The organism is Thermoplasmata archaeon, assembly GCA_038851035.1.
GTDB lineage: Archaea > Thermoplasmatota > DTKX01 > VGTL01 > VGTL01 > JAWCLH01.
Genome location: JAWCLH010000005.1, coordinates 12,732 through 28,071, shown reverse-complemented (window position 1 = coordinate 28,071; position 15,340 = coordinate 12,732). Strand labels below are relative to the sequence as shown.

General features: G+C 59.7%; 16 protein-coding genes. 10 read left to right on the top strand and 6 right to left on the bottom strand.

The window, feature by feature from the left end; all coding sequences use genetic code 11:
• Positions 1-27: 27 nt before the first annotated feature.
• Positions 28-528, top strand: a complete 501-nt coding sequence (locus QW379_02495) for a hypothetical protein (GenBank protein ID MEM2869278.1) — start codon at positions 28-30, stop codon at positions 526-528.
• A gap of 41 nt (positions 529-569) precedes the next feature.
• Here the strand turns inward: QW379_02495 and QW379_02490 are convergent, their stop codons facing one another.
• From QW379_02490 to QW379_02475, 4 genes are all read right to left on the bottom strand, one after another.
• Positions 570-698 (bottom strand): hypothetical protein, encoded by a 129-nt coding sequence (locus tag QW379_02490; GenBank protein ID MEM2869277.1) that lies wholly within the window; start codon positions 696-698, stop codon positions 570-572.
• A gap of 123 nt (positions 699-821) precedes the next feature.
• Entirely contained in the window at positions 822-1,466 is a 645-nt protein-coding gene (locus QW379_02485) for a nucleoside monophosphate kinase (protein MEM2869276.1), read from the bottom strand.
• Positions 1,467-1,663: 197 nt separating this feature from the next.
• Entirely contained in the window at positions 1,664-2,407 is a 744-nt protein-coding gene (locus QW379_02480; GenBank protein ID MEM2869275.1) for a sulfite exporter TauE/SafE family protein, read from the bottom strand.
• 30 nt (positions 2,408-2,437) lie between these two features.
• On the bottom strand, positions 2,438-2,683 hold the full coding sequence (locus QW379_02475) for an AbrB/MazE/SpoVT family DNA-binding domain-containing protein (protein ID MEM2869274.1): 246 nt from the start codon (positions 2,681-2,683) through the stop codon (positions 2,438-2,440).
• A gap of 126 nt (positions 2,684-2,809) precedes the next feature.
• Here QW379_02475 and QW379_02470 point away from each other — a divergent pair, with 126 nt between their 5' ends.
• From QW379_02470 to QW379_02430, 9 genes are all read left to right on the top strand, one after another.
• Positions 2,810-3,679, top strand: coding sequence for a DUF429 domain-containing protein (locus QW379_02470; GenBank protein ID MEM2869273.1), 870 nt, complete (start codon positions 2,810-2,812; stop codon positions 3,677-3,679).
• A 59-nt stretch (positions 3,680-3,738) separates the two neighbouring features.
• Positions 3,739-3,957 (top strand): hypothetical protein, encoded by a 219-nt coding sequence (locus QW379_02465; protein MEM2869272.1) that lies wholly within the window; start codon positions 3,739-3,741, stop codon positions 3,955-3,957.
• Positions 3,958-4,022: 65 nt separating this feature from the next.
• The gene (locus QW379_02460) at positions 4,023-5,327 is read left to right on the top strand and encodes a DUF4010 domain-containing protein (protein MEM2869271.1); all 1,305 of its coding nucleotides are present in this window, start codon (positions 4,023-4,025) and stop codon (positions 5,325-5,327) included.
• Between the two features lie 98 nt (positions 5,328-5,425).
• Positions 5,426-6,628, top strand: a complete 1,203-nt coding sequence (coaBC, locus tag QW379_02455) for a bifunctional phosphopantothenoylcysteine decarboxylase/phosphopantothenate--cysteine ligase CoaBC (GenBank protein ID MEM2869270.1) — start codon at positions 5,426-5,428, stop codon at positions 6,626-6,628.
• Complete coding sequence (locus QW379_02450; protein MEM2869269.1) at positions 6,625-7,506, top strand: GHMP kinase; 882 nt, start codon at positions 6,625-6,627, stop codon at positions 7,504-7,506. Before coaBC ends, QW379_02450 begins: the two co-directional genes overlap by 4 nt.
• Positions 7,507-8,412 carry a hypothetical protein gene (locus QW379_02445; GenBank protein ID MEM2869268.1) on the top strand — a complete coding sequence of 302 codons (906 nt, stop codon included), beginning with the start codon at positions 7,507-7,509 and terminating at the stop codon, positions 8,410-8,412. It abuts the gene before it with no gap.
• A gap of 10 nt (positions 8,413-8,422) precedes the next feature.
• Positions 8,423-10,945, top strand: coding sequence for an Ig-like domain-containing protein (locus QW379_02440; protein MEM2869267.1), 2,523 nt, complete (start codon positions 8,423-8,425; stop codon positions 10,943-10,945).
• A 50-nt stretch (positions 10,946-10,995) separates the two neighbouring features.
• Positions 10,996-11,313: a hypothetical protein gene (locus QW379_02435; protein ID MEM2869266.1), complete on the top strand. Its 318-nt coding sequence runs from the start codon at positions 10,996-10,998 to the stop codon at positions 11,311-11,313.
• Complete coding sequence (locus tag QW379_02430; protein MEM2869265.1) at positions 11,314-12,450, top strand: acyl-CoA dehydrogenase family protein; 1,137 nt, start codon at positions 11,314-11,316, stop codon at positions 12,448-12,450. It abuts the gene before it with no gap.
• Here the strand turns inward: QW379_02430 and QW379_02425 are convergent.
• Together QW379_02425 and QW379_02420 are read right to left on the bottom strand one after the other, a co-directional pair.
• Positions 12,447-13,376 (bottom strand): site-specific DNA-methyltransferase, encoded by a 930-nt coding sequence (locus QW379_02425; protein MEM2869264.1) that lies wholly within the window; start codon positions 13,374-13,376, stop codon positions 12,447-12,449. The genes QW379_02430 and QW379_02425 overlap by 4 nt on opposite strands.
• Positions 13,377-13,393: 17 nt before the next feature.
• Positions 13,394-15,316, bottom strand: a complete 1,923-nt coding sequence (locus tag QW379_02420) for a C25 family cysteine peptidase (GenBank protein ID MEM2869263.1) — start codon at positions 15,314-15,316, stop codon at positions 13,394-13,396.
• Positions 15,317-15,340 lie beyond the last annotated feature (24 nt).

The following is a 15,340-nucleotide window of genomic DNA, read 5'->3' as shown; positions in this document are numbered from 1 at the left end:
CTATTGCGGCCGCCATTTTGGAGGAAGGTGGAGGAGAGCCTGAGGACCGAAAAGGCTCACTTCCACTGTGAGTTCCGCTATCCACGGACGACTCATCGAGAAGTGAGGTTCTGGGCTACGGTCGGTACACTGAGCATGGGGAGGGATAGAGAAAGACGGGCGTATCCCTGGGTCACGGACGGATACCTGTTACTCGGATTCTCCAGTATGGCCGGTCTCAAATTGGAGGAGATATTCTCGATACAGAAGGAGCCGGCGCGCCTCATATCCCCCATCCAGTTGGTGAACATCATCAGCTTCAAGAAACGCTTCGTCACACGCATCATCCATCATTATCGGGAGAGGAGGGACCTAATACTGCTCGAGATGCGTCGCATCGGTGAGCTATTTGGACAAGTTTTGAACGACAGCATATTTGTCCCTTTCGCTGCCCTCGATTCATTCCTGCAGATGATTCGCAGGCTCAATCCAAGAATCCGAATTTCTCCCAACATTCAATCCCTGGTATCCACCGGGCCAGTACAATAAAATGGTGTTGGCCCCCTTGTAGCGCCCGCATCTCTTGACCCTTAAAACACGATTCCCCATTCCCTCGCCTCGTCCCCGAAGTCCGGGAAGTCCGGGTTGTTAAGAAAGGAATTCTCGAAGCGCCTCCGCCACGACATAATCCGAATTCTCTCATCCCGACAGCTCGTCACCAATCCAGTAGCAGAAAACCGACCCCGGGGCAATCATATTGTCACATCACCTAGCCGGCGGATGCCCACCATGAAGGGCGCGATAGGCTGTCGGCTCGATACCGACCCTTTCCACCCGAGCCGTCAGGCGACTATCTTCCTTAGCTCCTCATCAGAGACGTTCATTGTGCGCGTCCCGTCGATGTGGTGAACCAGCTCCGGCCTCCTGGAGTAGTACTTTATCACGCCCTCCGACTGCTCGAGGTAGGTGCTCCAGCGTTTCTCGAAAGTCTCCTCGTTATCGTCCGCGCGCTGGATGAGCCTCTCGCCGTCGGCGTCGCACACGCCCTCCCTTTTGGGCATGAGCTCGGGGTTGTAGATATTGTATATCTTCCCGCACTTAGGGCATGAGCGCCTGCCGAGGATGCGCTTCCTCAGCTCCTCCTTCTTTATGTCGATCACGATGACCGCGTCGACCCTTGAGAACTCATCGAGCGCCCTCGCCTGCTCGAGCGTCCGGGGAAAGCCGTCGAGCAGAAAGCCCCTCTCCCCAATGTCATCCCTGGAAAGCCTCTCCCTGACCATGTCTATGACCAGCTCGTCAGGAACAAGCTTCCCCGCGTCCATAAAGCTCTTTGCCTTCCTCCCGAGCTCGGTCCCTTCGCGCACGTTTTCTCGCAAGAGGTCTCCGGTGCTTATGTGGACGACCGGGCTCAGCTTCTTTATCTTCTCCGCAAGCGTTCCCTTTCCGGCCCCCGGCGCGCCGAATATTACGATATTTTTTGGCATCGCGCTCAGCTCCCAAGGAGCGAAATCACATCTGTGAGATAAACCTTGGCCTAGAAGACCGCCCCTCGGGACTCTCACGCGAGTGCTGTGAACGGCCACCAAGCCAGTGTTTTGCTCCCCCTCGGGACCGAAGTGCTGCTATTACCCAAGCCGGGCGTTGGGGTGGCCCACTCATGCGTGCTCTGGTAAGTCCGAAATCAGGGGTTGAGAATTTTGAATAAACAGAGCGCCCCGAGAATCAGGAGAACGACGCCGAGCACTCTTTTAAAGAGACGGGGCGGTGTCTTGAAGGTTATATAGGCGCCGATAACGGGTGCCAGGCCCGCGCCGACGCACATCGGCAGGGTCACCTCTACGACCGGCGTACCGCCGAGTAACTTCCAGACGGCGAAGCCTGCGAGGCAGATGGGGGCCTCAGCGAGGTCCGTCACACCGACGGCGGCTTTTGCGTCAACTCCAATTATGGTCTGGCCCCCGGCGACGACCGGTCCGTAGCCTCCGCCCGATATACCCTTGTTGAAGGCGCTGATGCCCCCTATCACGCCCATTCTGAGCCATGTGAATCTGATGGTAACTCCAGAGAGAATCAGCGCGCCCATCACCAGCACCACGATTCCGATATAATACGAGAGAACCGTCCCGGAGAGCCTGATTCCAATAGCGCTAGACACTATCACGCCCGTAATTCCGCAGACGACGATGAAATAGACCTTTTTTGCGTCCCCAGTCCCCCAGCCGTTGAAGTCAACGTTTCTGAAGCGGTTGTGGAAGTAGGCGCCGACAAGGCCCCCTGTCGCCTGCGAGAGCAGTATAGCCGGAACCACAACCTTCGGGTTGAACCCGAGAAGAACAAAGGTCGGGGTGCCAAGGGTCCCATAGCCCTGCCCCAGCGAGGAGTCGACCAGCTCGTAGATGAAAGCGAAGAAAAAAATCATCAGCATCTGCAGGGCATTCGCGGGCAGCGACTCACCTCACGACTTCTTCCGCGGGAATACGGTATTCCGGCGAGAGGGGGAGGAGCAGACCGAGCCCCGAGGGGGAACCGCGCGCCGGATAGTCACGGACACCGGGAGTACGATAATTTTACCATCCCTGAAGAGCACCCAGCGTATGCTGCTACCGTTGGAGAGCCCAAGCCTCTCCACAATCGCCTTGGGAATGGTGGTACGCCTGCGCGAGCCCCTTATGGTCAGTTTGGTGTCCTGAACGTACTCCACCTCTTCAAGGTCCACCTCAAGCGCAGACAGTTTCTCCCCCCGATTGTCCTATACGCGCCAGATGTATATAAGTTTGGTGGTGCAACAAAATAATTTGGTTTTATCATTATTTCCGAAACGCTCAAAATGTACCTTGTCTCTGGTCTCCAGAGGATAGATGGGCGCCGGGGTGATACGCGGGAGGTTTCAGTGTTGATATACATCGGTGTGGACCTCGCATGGAAGATGGCTCCTGACCCAGATGAGAAGAGAACTGCTCTTGTCTCCCTCGATGAGGAGGGGACTGTGCTCGAGTACAGGGAATGCTCTGGTGACAATGAGATAGTTGAGGCCTGTCTGCGCATGGGCCCCGGGGAGTGCACCTTGGGAATCGACGCGCCACTCGTGGTTCCGGCGGAAACTGCCCGCATCCGGGACTGCGAGCTTGCGTTGATGAGGATGGGAATTCGTGTCTTTCCTACCAACCCTACCAGATTCCGGCGCTGGTACGGGGGCTGCAGGGGAGTCGCTATTTTGGAAAAGCTCCGGGCCCTTGGCTCCGGATATGAACTAGTTGCGGAGCTCCCCTCACGCGCGCAGAGGGCTGTCGTCGAGGTCTACCCGACGGCTTCGTGGATGAAAATATTCGGGGAGCGGCCACGGTTCAAGAACGTACCTTTGAGTGTGAAAAGGGACGCTCTAATGAGGCTACATGAGATGCTGGAGGACCGACTGCCCTCCGGCTACCCGCGTGTGGAGCTCGGCCCGCTCAGGCATGAAATAAATGAGCTTAAGGCGATGAGTGGAGCTCAGCTCGACCACCACGGCGACGCCCTTGACGCCGTCATGGCCGCCTACACGGTGCTTCTTTGGAGGAGCGACCCAAGCCTGTGCGAGGTCGTGGGGACTCTTGAGAGGGGGTTCATCGTGGTTCCGAAGGCTCCGGGGACGAGGGACAGGGAGAGGCTCGACGGGAAAGAGCGTGAACCCCGACACCGGTCTTCGCGTCCTCCATAAGAGTCGCCCCGCGCCGGACCCCGATAGATTTATTAAATCCGCGCCCATACTCGAACCCCGTGGGCGAGGAGGAGCTGACGGAGGCCGAAAGAAGGGTCTTCGATTACATCAGAACCCGCGATTTTGAGTCGAAGCCCTGGTCGACCCCGGAGGCGGCACGGGCCCTCGGAATGGAGGAGCGTGCGATCTATGAGGCCCTCTCGAACCTTGCTAAGCACATGAAGGGCCGCTTCTACATATATTATAAGGATGGTGGATTCCGTATTCAGGCGGAATAGGGAATAGTGCGATAGTCTAGCCCCGCGGCGATAAGTGTTTATAGTCAGGAAGCGGATTTTGATTCGTGAACCAGCTCGAGTTCCTGCTACGACTGGCAGTTTCTCTCGCGATCGGGGGCTTGATAGGTCTCGAGAGGGAGCAGCACCGCGAGCGCGAGCTTGTGATTGCAGGCGTGAGGACCTACCCGCTGATCTCAGTGGGCGGGATGCTCTTCGCCTATCTTGAGATGGCCACGGACGTTGAATACGCAGTCACGGTGGGCCTCGGAGCCTTCGCAGCGATGGCGATCGTTTACGCCTGGATTCGCCACTCACTGAGACTGACGGGACTGACATCCCCGGTGGCGCTCCTTGTTACGTATATAATCGGTGTGCTCATCGGTTATGGTTATTTCATAGAAGGTGTGGCTGTGGGGGTAGCGACCACTTTTCTCCTCCTAGCCAAGGGGAAACTCCATGCCTTCGCAGAGGCGGTCACGGAGGCGGAGATGATGGGTGCACTGCAGTTCATTCTCGTGGCCTTCATCCTCTACCCTATAACTCTCTCCGTGGGCGAAGTGGTCATTCGCGGCTTCAATCTCTCTAAAATCGTCAACCTCTCCGCGGTCGTGCTCACTATTATCCTGGTCTCCCTTCTCTCGTTCGTGTCTTTCCTCGCTATCAGGTACTTCGGAGCCCGGAAGGGTCTCGCGGTCACAGGGGCGTTGGGCGGACTGGTCAACTCGGAGGCCGCCGCGGCGTCGCTCGCAGCCCACGTCCGGAAATACCCAGCCACAGCCAAACCTGCCACCGCGGGTGTGCTGCTGGCGAACACGGGCATGCTGGCGCGCAACATTCTGATCAGTGCCTTATCGGATACGACACTAGGGACGGCAATAATGCTCCTTCTCCCCTCGCTCCTCATGGCGTCGCTGGGAGTGTTCTACTATATATGGTCAGTCGCCGGAGCAACGGAGACCAAGGGCAAGGTCTTCAGGATGGAATCGCCATTCGCAATGAGGCCCGCGTTGGTCATGGGGCTGCTCATAGGACTTATATCCGTGGTAGTGTACCTCTTCTCCCGAATTCCTTCCGGTGGGGGCAGTGCCGGAATATACATGACCGCGCTCGCGGGTTTTGTTTCGAGCGCCGCTGTGGTTTTTTCTGTGAGCACCCTCGCCTTCACAGGCCACCTTAGCCCCCTCCTAGCTGGAGAGGTGGCGGTGCTCGCCTGCCTGATGAGCACTCTGAACAAGCTTATGATCGTCCGCGCCGGCTCGAAGGAGCTTAGCCAGAGCTCTCGAGCGATGATAGCGGCCACTTTCGGGGTGGGGCTAATAGGCCTCGTCGCGATGGAGCTCTACTTGCGGGGATATATGGGCTGGTCATGATTACTTTGTTCAGCGTTTTTTCGGGTAGTTGATGGTCCGATAAGGGCGTATATACTTTGTGCATAACAATAAATACCAGATTCCCCAATCGGGCGGCCATGCACCCGTCCACCGAACTGCGCGGAACAAAGAGCAGGAGACTGGAAGGGAAGAGAATCGCCCTCGGCGTAACGGGCTCCATAGCCGCAGTAGAGTGCGTCCGGCTCGTCCGGGAGCTCATCCGGAACGGTGCAGAGGTCTTCCCCGTCATGTCGCCCTCCGCCTGTAGGATAATCCATCCCGACGCCCTCTGGTTCGCATCCGGGAACCGACCGGTGACGGAGCTGACGGGCGAGGCTGAGCACGTCTCTCTCTGTGGCAAGGTCCCGGATAGAGTGGACCTCCTTCTCATCGCCCCCTGCACATCCAACACGATATCCAAAATCGCCCTCGGCATTGACGACACTCCCGTGACCACCTTCGCGGCCACGGCGCTGGGCTCGGGGATACCCGTGATGATAGCCCCTGCGATGCACGAGAGCATGTACAACCATCCTGCGATGAAGGAAAACATCGAAAGGGCCAAAGCCTTCGGGGTCCAGTTCATACCGCCCAGAATAGAGGAGAACAAGGCCAAGATGGCGTCAGTCGAGGAAATCGTGCCGGCGGTGGTGAGGCTGATTGGCCGGGGCGACCTGAAAGGCAAACGAGTACTTATCATCGCGGGCGCCACCCGGGAGCCGATAGACGACGTTCGCTGCATCACCAATATATCCACCGGAAAAACTGGAACAGAGCTCGCCCTCGCAGCTTGGACAAGGGGCGCGGATGTGGAGCTCTGGTACGGCGCGAGCCCCAAGGCCCCGCCCCCCCTCATCCCGACGAAGCGCTTCGACACTCTCGAATCCCTAAACGCTCTGGTCCAGCGCTCCGGGCTGGCCTTTGACCTCATCCTCGTTCCTGCGGCAATATCCGACTACACCGTCGAAAAGACGCCAGGGAAGCTCGGCTCCGAGAGGGCGATTGTAATAGAGCTCCGGCCCGCGCCCAAGGTTCTGGCGACCCTCCGGCGGCGCTTCAAGGGGGTTTTGGTGGGCTTCAAGGCTGAGTCGGGGATAGGGGAGGAGGAGCTCGAGAGAAGGGCCCGGGAGATGATGGAGACATCAGACGCCGATTTTGCGGTGGCCAATGATGTGGGCAAGGTCACCGCCGAAACCACCGAAATTTTGATTCTCTCTAGACAAGGGCCGGTGAAGAAGTTCTCAGGGACGAAGAGCGAGGCCGCGGATGCCATTCTGAGCGAGGTCGCGAAGGCTCTATGAGAGGCGCGGCATTCTGTCCGGGGCACATTACCGGCTTTTTCAGGATATGCGACAGGAAGTGCGATCCGCTCGCGGCGGGTTCGCTTGGAGCGGGCGTGAACCTAGTCCTCGGCGCAACGACGCGGGTCGAAGCCCGCGAGGCGCGAGCACAGACAGTCAGGGTCTTCATCAACAACCGGAGGTGCAGGGCCCGGACAACGGAGCGGGCAATTCGATACATTCTTGGCGAAAGAGAGCTAGCGGTTGATGTCCGGACCACCCTCCAGCTACCCGTGTCGCAGGGGCTGGGGATGAGTGCTGCCGGAGCCCTGAGTGCATCCCTCGCCCTCTACTCTGCCCTCGGACTGCCCCATACCCTCGTCGCGGCCTCAGAGGCCGCACACCGAGCCGAGATTGAGGAGGGAACGGGCCTGGGGGACGTGGCAGCCCAGACGAGGGGCGGCTGGGAGATCAGGCTGAGACCCGGCCTGCCACCCCGGGGTTTCGTGGACAGGTTATTGGCGAAGGAGAGGGAGGTCGTGCTCTGTGTAACAGGTCCGCCGCTCAGGACCAAAGAAGTTCTCCGGGACCCGACCCGACGCCGGGCTGTGAATCGCGCCGGTTCCAGGTGTTTTACCGAGTTCCTAAAGAAGCCCTCTCTTGAGAGCTTCTTCGAGCTCTCCCTGAACTTCGTCCACCGGACGGGACTGGTGTCGAGGGCCTCACTGGAGCTCGCGCGGGCTGTGTCCGCCAAAGGCGTGGGACTCGCCAGTGTATCAATGATTGGCAACTCGGTTTTCGCTGTAGGCGACACTGACGCTATTGTCGAAATGATGAGGGGACGCGGCGATGTCTTCATCTCAGGTGTTGACCTTGCAGGCGCCAGGCTGGTGGAGTGAATGATGCTCCCTCGGTGCAGGGAGGTGGGTTATAAAAGGGTCGATTTTCCGCTGACCCGTGAAGAGCTAGAGCACCGCCTGGTCGGACGGAAGATTTTCACAGGGACTGACTACATAATTCTCGAGAGCGGAGGCGGCTGGGGGGTCGTCGGGGTGAAGAAGAGGAGGGGACTAGAGCTGTTGCGGGAGATAACCTCTGTGACGGTTCACTCCCTCCCCGCGCAAACCGATTTCGTCCGCGACCCTGAATGCGATGTCCAGAATCCCCACATGATGGCTAGAATCGCCGCGAGGTCGGAGAAGGAAACCGTCGTTGTTCTTGGAAAGTTTAACCACATATCCTTCATCACCGGGGGCAAGAGCGTTCCAACTGTGAAGGTCGTGGACATCGTCCCCCCTCGACCGAGCAAGACCCTAGAGCTCGTGAATGCAGCGCTGGCTTCGGGTGTGCTCGAATCGCCTTTGCTGGTGGAGCCAGTGCTCGTGGACGCACTCGACCTCATCTCCAGCACCCCCGGAATCGAAGGAAGTAGTGTGATGTTCCCCTGCGAGGCTGGCTGTATGGAGGTGGCCGGGAAGGAGCTTCTATATCTGGACAAGACACCGCCGCTACCTCCCGGCCCTGTAATTCTGGCGGGCTGTCGCTTGACCGAAAAGACCTTCAGGCTCGTGTACGACCGAAGGCCAGTTTTCGTCGACATCTGCCCGCGCGAGCTCGCGCGGTCTAGAATGGGGCCCAGGGAACTCGCGGTGGCGAGGTGCTGCGAGATTCACAGAGTCACTCTCGAGGGGACGCTGGCCCTTCTGCCATACGGCGCCACCGCGGGCGATGCCGCTTCTGCACTTCGTCGGCTTCTAGCGCTGGCTGGAGAGGACCGGAATGCTTTAAACCGGCACCACCAATAGGGAGGGGAGCATGCGCATAGGAGCCGGAATTCTGGTGCTGGGCGCAATTCTCCTGACCCCCCTAACAACCCCGGCACCGGCCAGCGAGAGTGGAGTGGCTGTTCCGAGGGCGACCGAGCTCACTGGGGACTGGATGGTGAACTCCTCGGCCGAGAGGAGATACAACGAGACCATCGTTCTCAGTGGAAACCTGACCATCAGCGGCGGAGGGCTCGTCGAGCTTTACAATTCCACGCTCCTGATAAACTGCACTTTCAACGACCAGTTCAGGGTCAGGGTCACGGGCGGGAGCGCGCTCGTACTGAGGGGGGGCTCCCTCCTCTCGGCCCGGTATCAGGACTCGAACACCTCCATCTCAATATCCCAGGGCTCCTCGCTGTGGGTCAACGACAGCGCCCTCGCGCGTTGCGGCTTCCCTGGGCCGGGTGAGGAAGGCTGGACGCCGGGTGTCAAACTAGACGGCAGCCGGGCGGAGTTCAACCGCGCCCGGCTGGAGGATAACTATGCCGTTCTCTACGGCACGCAATCCCAAGTGTTTTTCAACGGAACCCAGATAAGAGGCTTCAGATACGGTCTGATGCTTATCGACTCCCACGCTTGGCTGCTGAACTCCTCCGTGGAGGGGGTCGGGGGAGGGTTCGAGTTCAACCTACTAGGTTCCACTGTTTCCCTCCTGAACTCCACTTACAGTCCCAACCTTGTAGAGTTCAAGGACGATGGCAGCGAGCTCAACCTCTCATGGCCCGTGGGCATCAGGACGGTCTTCTGGGACGGCACACCGGCGGAAGGCGCGAACGTGACGGTATTGGACAGCCAGGGGCGCGAGGCGCTAAGGGCTTCCAGCGACGCCTCAGGCTGGGTGAGGGCTGCGCTCTCCGAATATAAGACCACACGCTCCGGCCGGAGATTTTTCTCGCCCTACAACTTCAGCGCCGAGTGGCGTGGTCTCTCCAGAGCCTTCCTTGGCCCGCTGGACGTGGATCGCGCCATGGAGGTCTTCCTCGTTATAGACACCAGCCCTCCGAGCGTTATCTTTACATTCCCCTCGAACGGCTTCGTCAACTCAACGATCGTGGACTTCTGGGGGAGCGCGCGCGACAACGACGCGGTAGCGGTAGTGGAGCTGAGCCGCGACGGTGGAGCTAGCTGGGTTGCGGCCACAGACCGGGGTGGCCCGTCCCCCTGGCAGCTCTGGAACTGCACTCTCGAGCTCGGGCCGGGGAGCTGGGAGGTCGTCGCCCGCGTCAGGGACCGCGCAGGCCTCGAGAACCGGACGGGGATATCGGTTGAGGTCGACCTCGAGCCCCCGTTCCTCGAGCTCGAGTCGCCTGTGGAGGGCCTTATCACCAACGCTTCCCTCCTCAGGGTCGAGGGGAGGTCGGAGCCGGGAGCGATGGTCTTCGTCGGCGACGACCCCGTGCCCGTCCCCCTCAAGGACAACGGGCGCTTCTCGGCCTCTCTGGTCCTGAAGGAGGGGGAGAATCTTGTTGTGGTGAGGGCGCGGGATTCCGCCGGTAACGAGGCCAGTTGTCGAGTCATCGTTTTCCTCGACACCATCCCGCCTCCTCTCAATGCCTGGCCGTCGGCATCCCTGACCAACTTCTCTTCGGTGGTTGTCTTCGGTGAGACCGAGCCGGGCGCGCTCGTTACAGTGGCGGACCTGCCGGTCGAACTCTCGGAACTCGGAACCTTTTCCGTAAGGGTCAACCTCACGCCCGGCTGGAATCGAATTCCCGTGAGCTCGGTCGACAGGGCGGGCAATGTAAATATCGCCCCGGTCGAAGTCGTGCTCGATCAGATTCCACCCCGCCTGAACATCCTCTCACCGGTGGAGGGCGCTATCCTCACCGACCCAGTGGTCAACGTCTCCGGGACCGCCGACGACGAGAGCGGAATCGCAACTGTCGAGCTCGGCCTCGACGATAAAAATTTCACTCTCGCCTCCGGAAACACGAGCTGGAGGGGGAAGGTCCGGGTTGAAGAGGGGAACCACACCATATCCGTCAGGGTCTACGACCGGGCGGGGAACGTGTGGAGGGAGAGGAGGCAGGTGAGCTATATTCCCGTCACAGTAGACACCTCGCCGCCGGTGGTCAGCCTGAAGAGTCCGCTCAGCGAGAGGGTCTCGAGGAGGACCATCAAGGTCACGGGCCTCGCCTCCGACCCTTCCGGCGTCTCATCCGTCGAGCTCAGCATCGACGGAGTGACCTGGAGCCGATGCAGAATCTCCCCCTCCGGGGATGATTGGTGGGGTGAGGTCTCTCTCGAGCCCGGCACTAACCAGCTCCATGTCAGGGCGACTGATGGAGCGGGCAACACCGGGACTCGCGTCTTCACCATCAAATACGAGCCCTACACCGCCCCAAGGCAACCCAACCAAGGCCTGCTCGCCCTTGCCGCCGGCCTCGCCCTCCTTCTGATTGCCCTCGGGGCCTATGTCCATCGGAGCTGGAGGCGATGGACGGAGAAGCCCGAGCCGGGCCTTGGCGAGGTGGAGGTCCCAGTGACGATGCCAGAGAGGGGGCTGAAGTAGGGGCGACCGCAATCGCTATTTAATCCATCGGTCATCATCCATTGATTTCCATGAAGCGCGCCGCGGATAGGGAGGGGCAACTCAGAAAGGCCGAGGTGCTTGAGAGGGTGCTCAAGGGGCAGGCGATGGAGACCTACATTGAGCACAGGACCGGCGAGATGAGGTGCTGTGCGCTCTGCGAGACCATCGGCTACAGGCGGAGGCCGATGAAGCAGGTCGGTAAAAAGTGGATATGCCTTTCCTGCTGGCGCCAGATGAAGGAGATTCTGGACACCCTCGACCGCTGGGAGGAGGAGGTAGCGATCAAAGATGAGATGGAGAGGACAATCAAGAAGGGATTGAGGACCTCTACCGAGGGTGGATGTTAGATGGACCTCGGGGTGTCCCGGGAGCTGGAGAATTTCCTTGACGGCGTGCGTCGCTTCGGCGCCTCCTTTAAATCTGAAGAACTCGAGCGCGCGGCCTCAATTCCCCGGACGCTCTTGCTCGAGTGCGGAAGAATCGGTCTCGCAGGCATCATGGTGCCTCCGGAGTACGGGGGTGCAGGACTGGGCGCGGTGGCTTACGCGCTCGCCATAGAAGAAATATCGAAGGCATCGGCGTCGCTGGGCGCGGTTCTCTCGGTCCACAACTCAGTGGGCACTCTGCCAATTCTCCAATTCGGGACGGAGGAGCAGAGAAGGGAGCTCCTGCCGCGCATCTGCTCGGGAGAGTACCTGGCCGGCTTTGCCGTCACGGAAGCGGGAGCGGGCTCGGACGTCTCTGCGGTCTCGACAAGCGCCGTCAGGGAGGGGGGCGAGTGGGTCCTGAACGGTGTGAAGCTCTTCATCTCCAATGGCCATGGCGAGGTCATCAACGTCCTTACCGCCACAGGGCGGGGGAAAGGCGCCCGGGGCCAGACGATGTTCATCCTCAGGAAAGGAGACCGGGGCTTTCGCGTGGGGCAGGTCGAGCGCAAGATGGGCCTCCACGCCGACGAAACCTGCGAGCTTGTGCTCGAAGACTGCCGGATTCCCGCTACTCGCGTTCTCGGAAAGGAGGGCGATGGCTTCAGGCAGGCGATGATGGCGCTCGATGCTGGCAGGATAGGCATCGGGGCCCAAGCGGTTGGGGCGGCGCTGGGGGCGCTTGAGGCAGCGACCGAGCTTGGGAGGAGAGACCCCCAGATGGGACAGGCGACCCATTTCACAATCGCAGAGTGCGCAGCAGAGCTCGAGGCCGCGCGCCTACTCGTGCTCTGGGCCGCGGACAGGAGGGACAGAGGGCTCGAGTCGACCGTAGCGATTTCGATGGCGAAGCTCCGCGCCACCACCGTGGCCAACGATGTCGCAATAAGGCTACTGGAAGCCATGGGCCCCAGAGCGCTCTCTGCTCCCAACCCATTCGAGCGCCTCTTCCGAGACTCGAAAGTATTCGAGATATACGAGGGGACCTCAGAAATCCATAAGCTCATCATATCTCGCAGGTTGATGGGCGCTTGGAGCTTCGAGAGGGGGCCAGACTAGTAGGGCCTGACCGAGCTGAAGAAGCCCTGGAGATTCCCACCCGCGAGTAGCCGGTAGGCGTCCGGGGCCACGTCCATCAATTTCCTTTGCGCCTCAATGTAGCCGAGAAAGTCAGGGTCCGAGTCAGAAGCGATACTGTGCCGCTTTTCTTCAGCGCAAACCCGAAACGTGACACCTGAGCCGGCGAAGGGGTCGAGTACGACCGAGCCGGGGTAGGAGAGCGCCCGGACAAGCCTGCGGACGAGCTCCGATGGCTTCTGCGTGGGATGCCCGACCCGCTCCAGCGAGTTGGCGCTGAGTCTCTCGATGCGCCAAACATTGCCGGGGTTCTTGCCTCTTCGGAGGGTGTCTGGGTTGAGGCGCTCGTCCTTCATATACTGCTCGAGTGTGCGCTGGTCGTATTTCTCTCGGACCGCGTCAAGGTCGAAGTAGTACCTGTCTGTTTTTGCGTACCAGGCGATTTCCTCATGCCTGTTTGCGAAGAACCTGTGCGCGCTCATCCCAGTGGAATAATTCCAGACGATAAGGTTGACTAGGCGGAGCCCCGAGCTGTGACGCAGGTGGTGCATTATCTCCAGTAGGTCCCCGCCCCTCTCGTCCCGGAACTGGAAGCCACCGAAGATGACCAGATTTCCTCTCTCCGAAAGAACGCGTGGCAGCTCGGTCAGCCAACTCCGTGCCCACCCAATGTAGTCCCCGAACCTGTCCCAAGTGGCGATGTCGAGATTGTAGGGGGGATCGATAATGGCGAGCTGAATCGATGAAGACGGAATTTCGCGGAGCAGGGTGGCTGCGTCCGCCACCTGCGCTAAGTGAAAGGTAAAATCAGGCTCCTTCCAGTCCACGGCGCTCGAGTGCCTTCTGCCCTCCCTCCTGAGCCGGTTCATCATCCTGTGCGCCGGGTTGAAGTGGGAGCGGTTGGGCATGCCCCTCTCCTGCGCGCTCACGTGTCGTTGGGCCCGTTGTGCCACTCGTCCTTTTCATTGGGTCCGGGCTTCGTGGGGAAGGGTCCGAAGGCAGGGTCGCCATAAAGCACGTACATGGCGACCTGCTTCCAGTCCGCCCCGCCGCCGGTTGCGTCTTGCTGCTTCAGTGGGGTGAGCTGGCCCCCGTGGTTCTTGATGTATCTGTTTATCATCCACACAAAGCATTTGCCGACCGTGTCCTTGTCCTGCTCGTGGTTGAGTATCCCGTCCCAGAAAAAGGCGTACATGGCGTTGTTCTTGTCCCAGTCGTGGTCGCCGGTGAACCGTCCCACGGTCGCCGGGATATCCTGGCCAACATCCGAGTATGATACCTCGGTGGCTCCGACGAGCACTATCGCCCCTCCGTAGAGGTAGCTCAGGGCGAAGATTCTATCGAATTGGATGTCAGTCCCGCTGTAGCTTTTGCCATGTATCTTGGCGTTCTCGCAGGCTGCGAAGACCGCTATCTGAGGCGGGAGGAAAAGGGCTCGCGCATCGTCGGCCTCCACGCTCCCCTCTTGCCTGAACTCGAAGTATATCCTGAGGGAGTAGAGGGAGCCATGCCAGCTCCCGTGGCCCCTGTAGGCCATCAAGCCACTCCCCATCAGCATCGGGTCGAAGTCGTTCTCTTTGATCGTCTGTGATGAGAGGGGGGCGGTCCCAATGCCCGCGGGGCCATAGTACTCGTAGGTCATTCCTTCATCCGCTAAATCCTCGCACCAATAGTAGCCCGGAGTCGCCTGCATCCTTTTGTGTGTTATTTCGTATCCATTAAAGGACGCGCCGTGGGTCCGCCAGTTGCGAATCACGGAATCGCCGTTGGAGTAGTTTACATTGACCGTGGGGAGAATTCTATCGTAGCAGTAGGTCCTGACGAGCTGATTAGCGGCGCCTTGGATGTTGTAATTCACGATTCTCCCGACCGCGGCATCCATTGTGTAGTCGTCGTCGTCAAGGAACCCGTAGCAGGAGTCGCTCGAGACCTGTTTGTCGCCCTCGCTGTTGGACAAATCCGGCAGCTCGAACTGGGGCACTGAAGAGTGACTGCCAACAATGCAAACGTTTTCAATTGGTCCGTAGTCCTTGCTGATGTTGCGGAGGAGCCCGAGGAGGCCTGTGGCGTTGGCGTTCAGTCTCCTGAGCTCGTCGTTCCCGGCCATATCCACTAGCTCCTCTTCGCTCGGGACAATATCCGTGACAACGTATGCCCTGTGGTAGGCCGCAATTTCACCGGCCAGCGCCGAGAGCGCGCGGACGTGCCACATGTCAAAGTTCTCAGTTTCGAAGTCCGCCGGATTGGCGACGACTACGTATGAGGCTGGGATGCCCAGCTTCCTCATCTCCCTCCAGACCCTCTCCTGTGTGTTGTAGCTCGTTGGTCCGAAGCCGACGGTGCAGTTCCTCGCCGCGGCCAGTCCCGCGACCCAAAGGGCCTCCCTGTAGCTCCGGACGGTGATATGGCCGCTGAAGCCCGCGAAATTTTCGAGCGTATGCTTGCTCATGGGGAGCCTCTCGACGCGATCTAACTGGGCCGCGAGGCTCTCCTCTACTTCAGTAGAGTTTGAGAACAGGAGGACAGGCAGGTTTGCAAGGTCGGAATTCTGTATCGTCCAGAGGGAGTGGTCATCGAGCTTTCCGCCTTCAAGAACGAAGAGCGGGTGGTAACCGTTGTGCGTCACAATGGGAGCAAGGCAAGCGATGAAGGTCATTTCCCACTCCGTCTGGGGTTCCTCAACCACCGCAATGAAATCGGTTGGGAGGACGTAGGAGGGAGCGCGGATGTGCACAGGTGGTCTCCCGCCGAGCATAACGCCGGCTCCGGCCGCCACGATAATGCTGGCCGCGACAAGCGCCCAGAACCTCCTGTCCCCAAATATTCGTAATCCGTCGCGGCTCGGCATGCAGTCTTATATAACCGGGTTGGA

Bases quoted from the DNA above. Each gene is read 5' to 3' on its own strand.
- QW379_02485 (MEM2869276.1), bottom strand. From the start codon at position 1,466: ATGCCAAAAAATATCGTAATATTCGGCGCGCCGGGGGCCGGAAAGGGA.
- QW379_02480 (MEM2869275.1), bottom strand. From the start codon at position 2,407: ATGCTGATGATTTTTTTCTTCGCTTTCATCTACGAGCTGGTCGACTCC.
- QW379_02470 (MEM2869273.1), top strand. From the start codon at position 2,810: ATGTACCTTGTCTCTGGTCTCCAGAGGATAGATGGGCGCCGGGGTGAT.
- coaBC (MEM2869270.1), top strand. From the start codon at position 5,426: ATGCACCCGTCCACCGAACTGCGCGGAACAAAGAGCAGGAGACTGGAA.
- QW379_02450 (MEM2869269.1), top strand. From the start codon at position 6,625: ATGAGAGGCGCGGCATTCTGTCCGGGGCACATTACCGGCTTTTTCAGG.
- QW379_02445 (MEM2869268.1), top strand. From the start codon at position 7,507: ATGATGCTCCCTCGGTGCAGGGAGGTGGGTTATAAAAGGGTCGATTTT.
- QW379_02440 (MEM2869267.1), top strand. From the start codon at position 8,423: ATGCGCATAGGAGCCGGAATTCTGGTGCTGGGCGCAATTCTCCTGACC.
- QW379_02435 (MEM2869266.1), top strand. From the start codon at position 10,996: ATGAAGCGCGCCGCGGATAGGGAGGGGCAACTCAGAAAGGCCGAGGTG.
- QW379_02430 (MEM2869265.1), top strand. From the start codon at position 11,314: ATGGACCTCGGGGTGTCCCGGGAGCTGGAGAATTTCCTTGACGGCGTG.
- QW379_02425 (MEM2869264.1), bottom strand. From the start codon at position 13,376: ATGCCCAACCGCTCCCACTTCAACCCGGCGCACAGGATGATGAACCGG.
- QW379_02420 (MEM2869263.1), bottom strand. From the start codon at position 15,316: ATGCCGAGCCGCGACGGATTACGAATATTTGGGGACAGGAGGTTCTGG.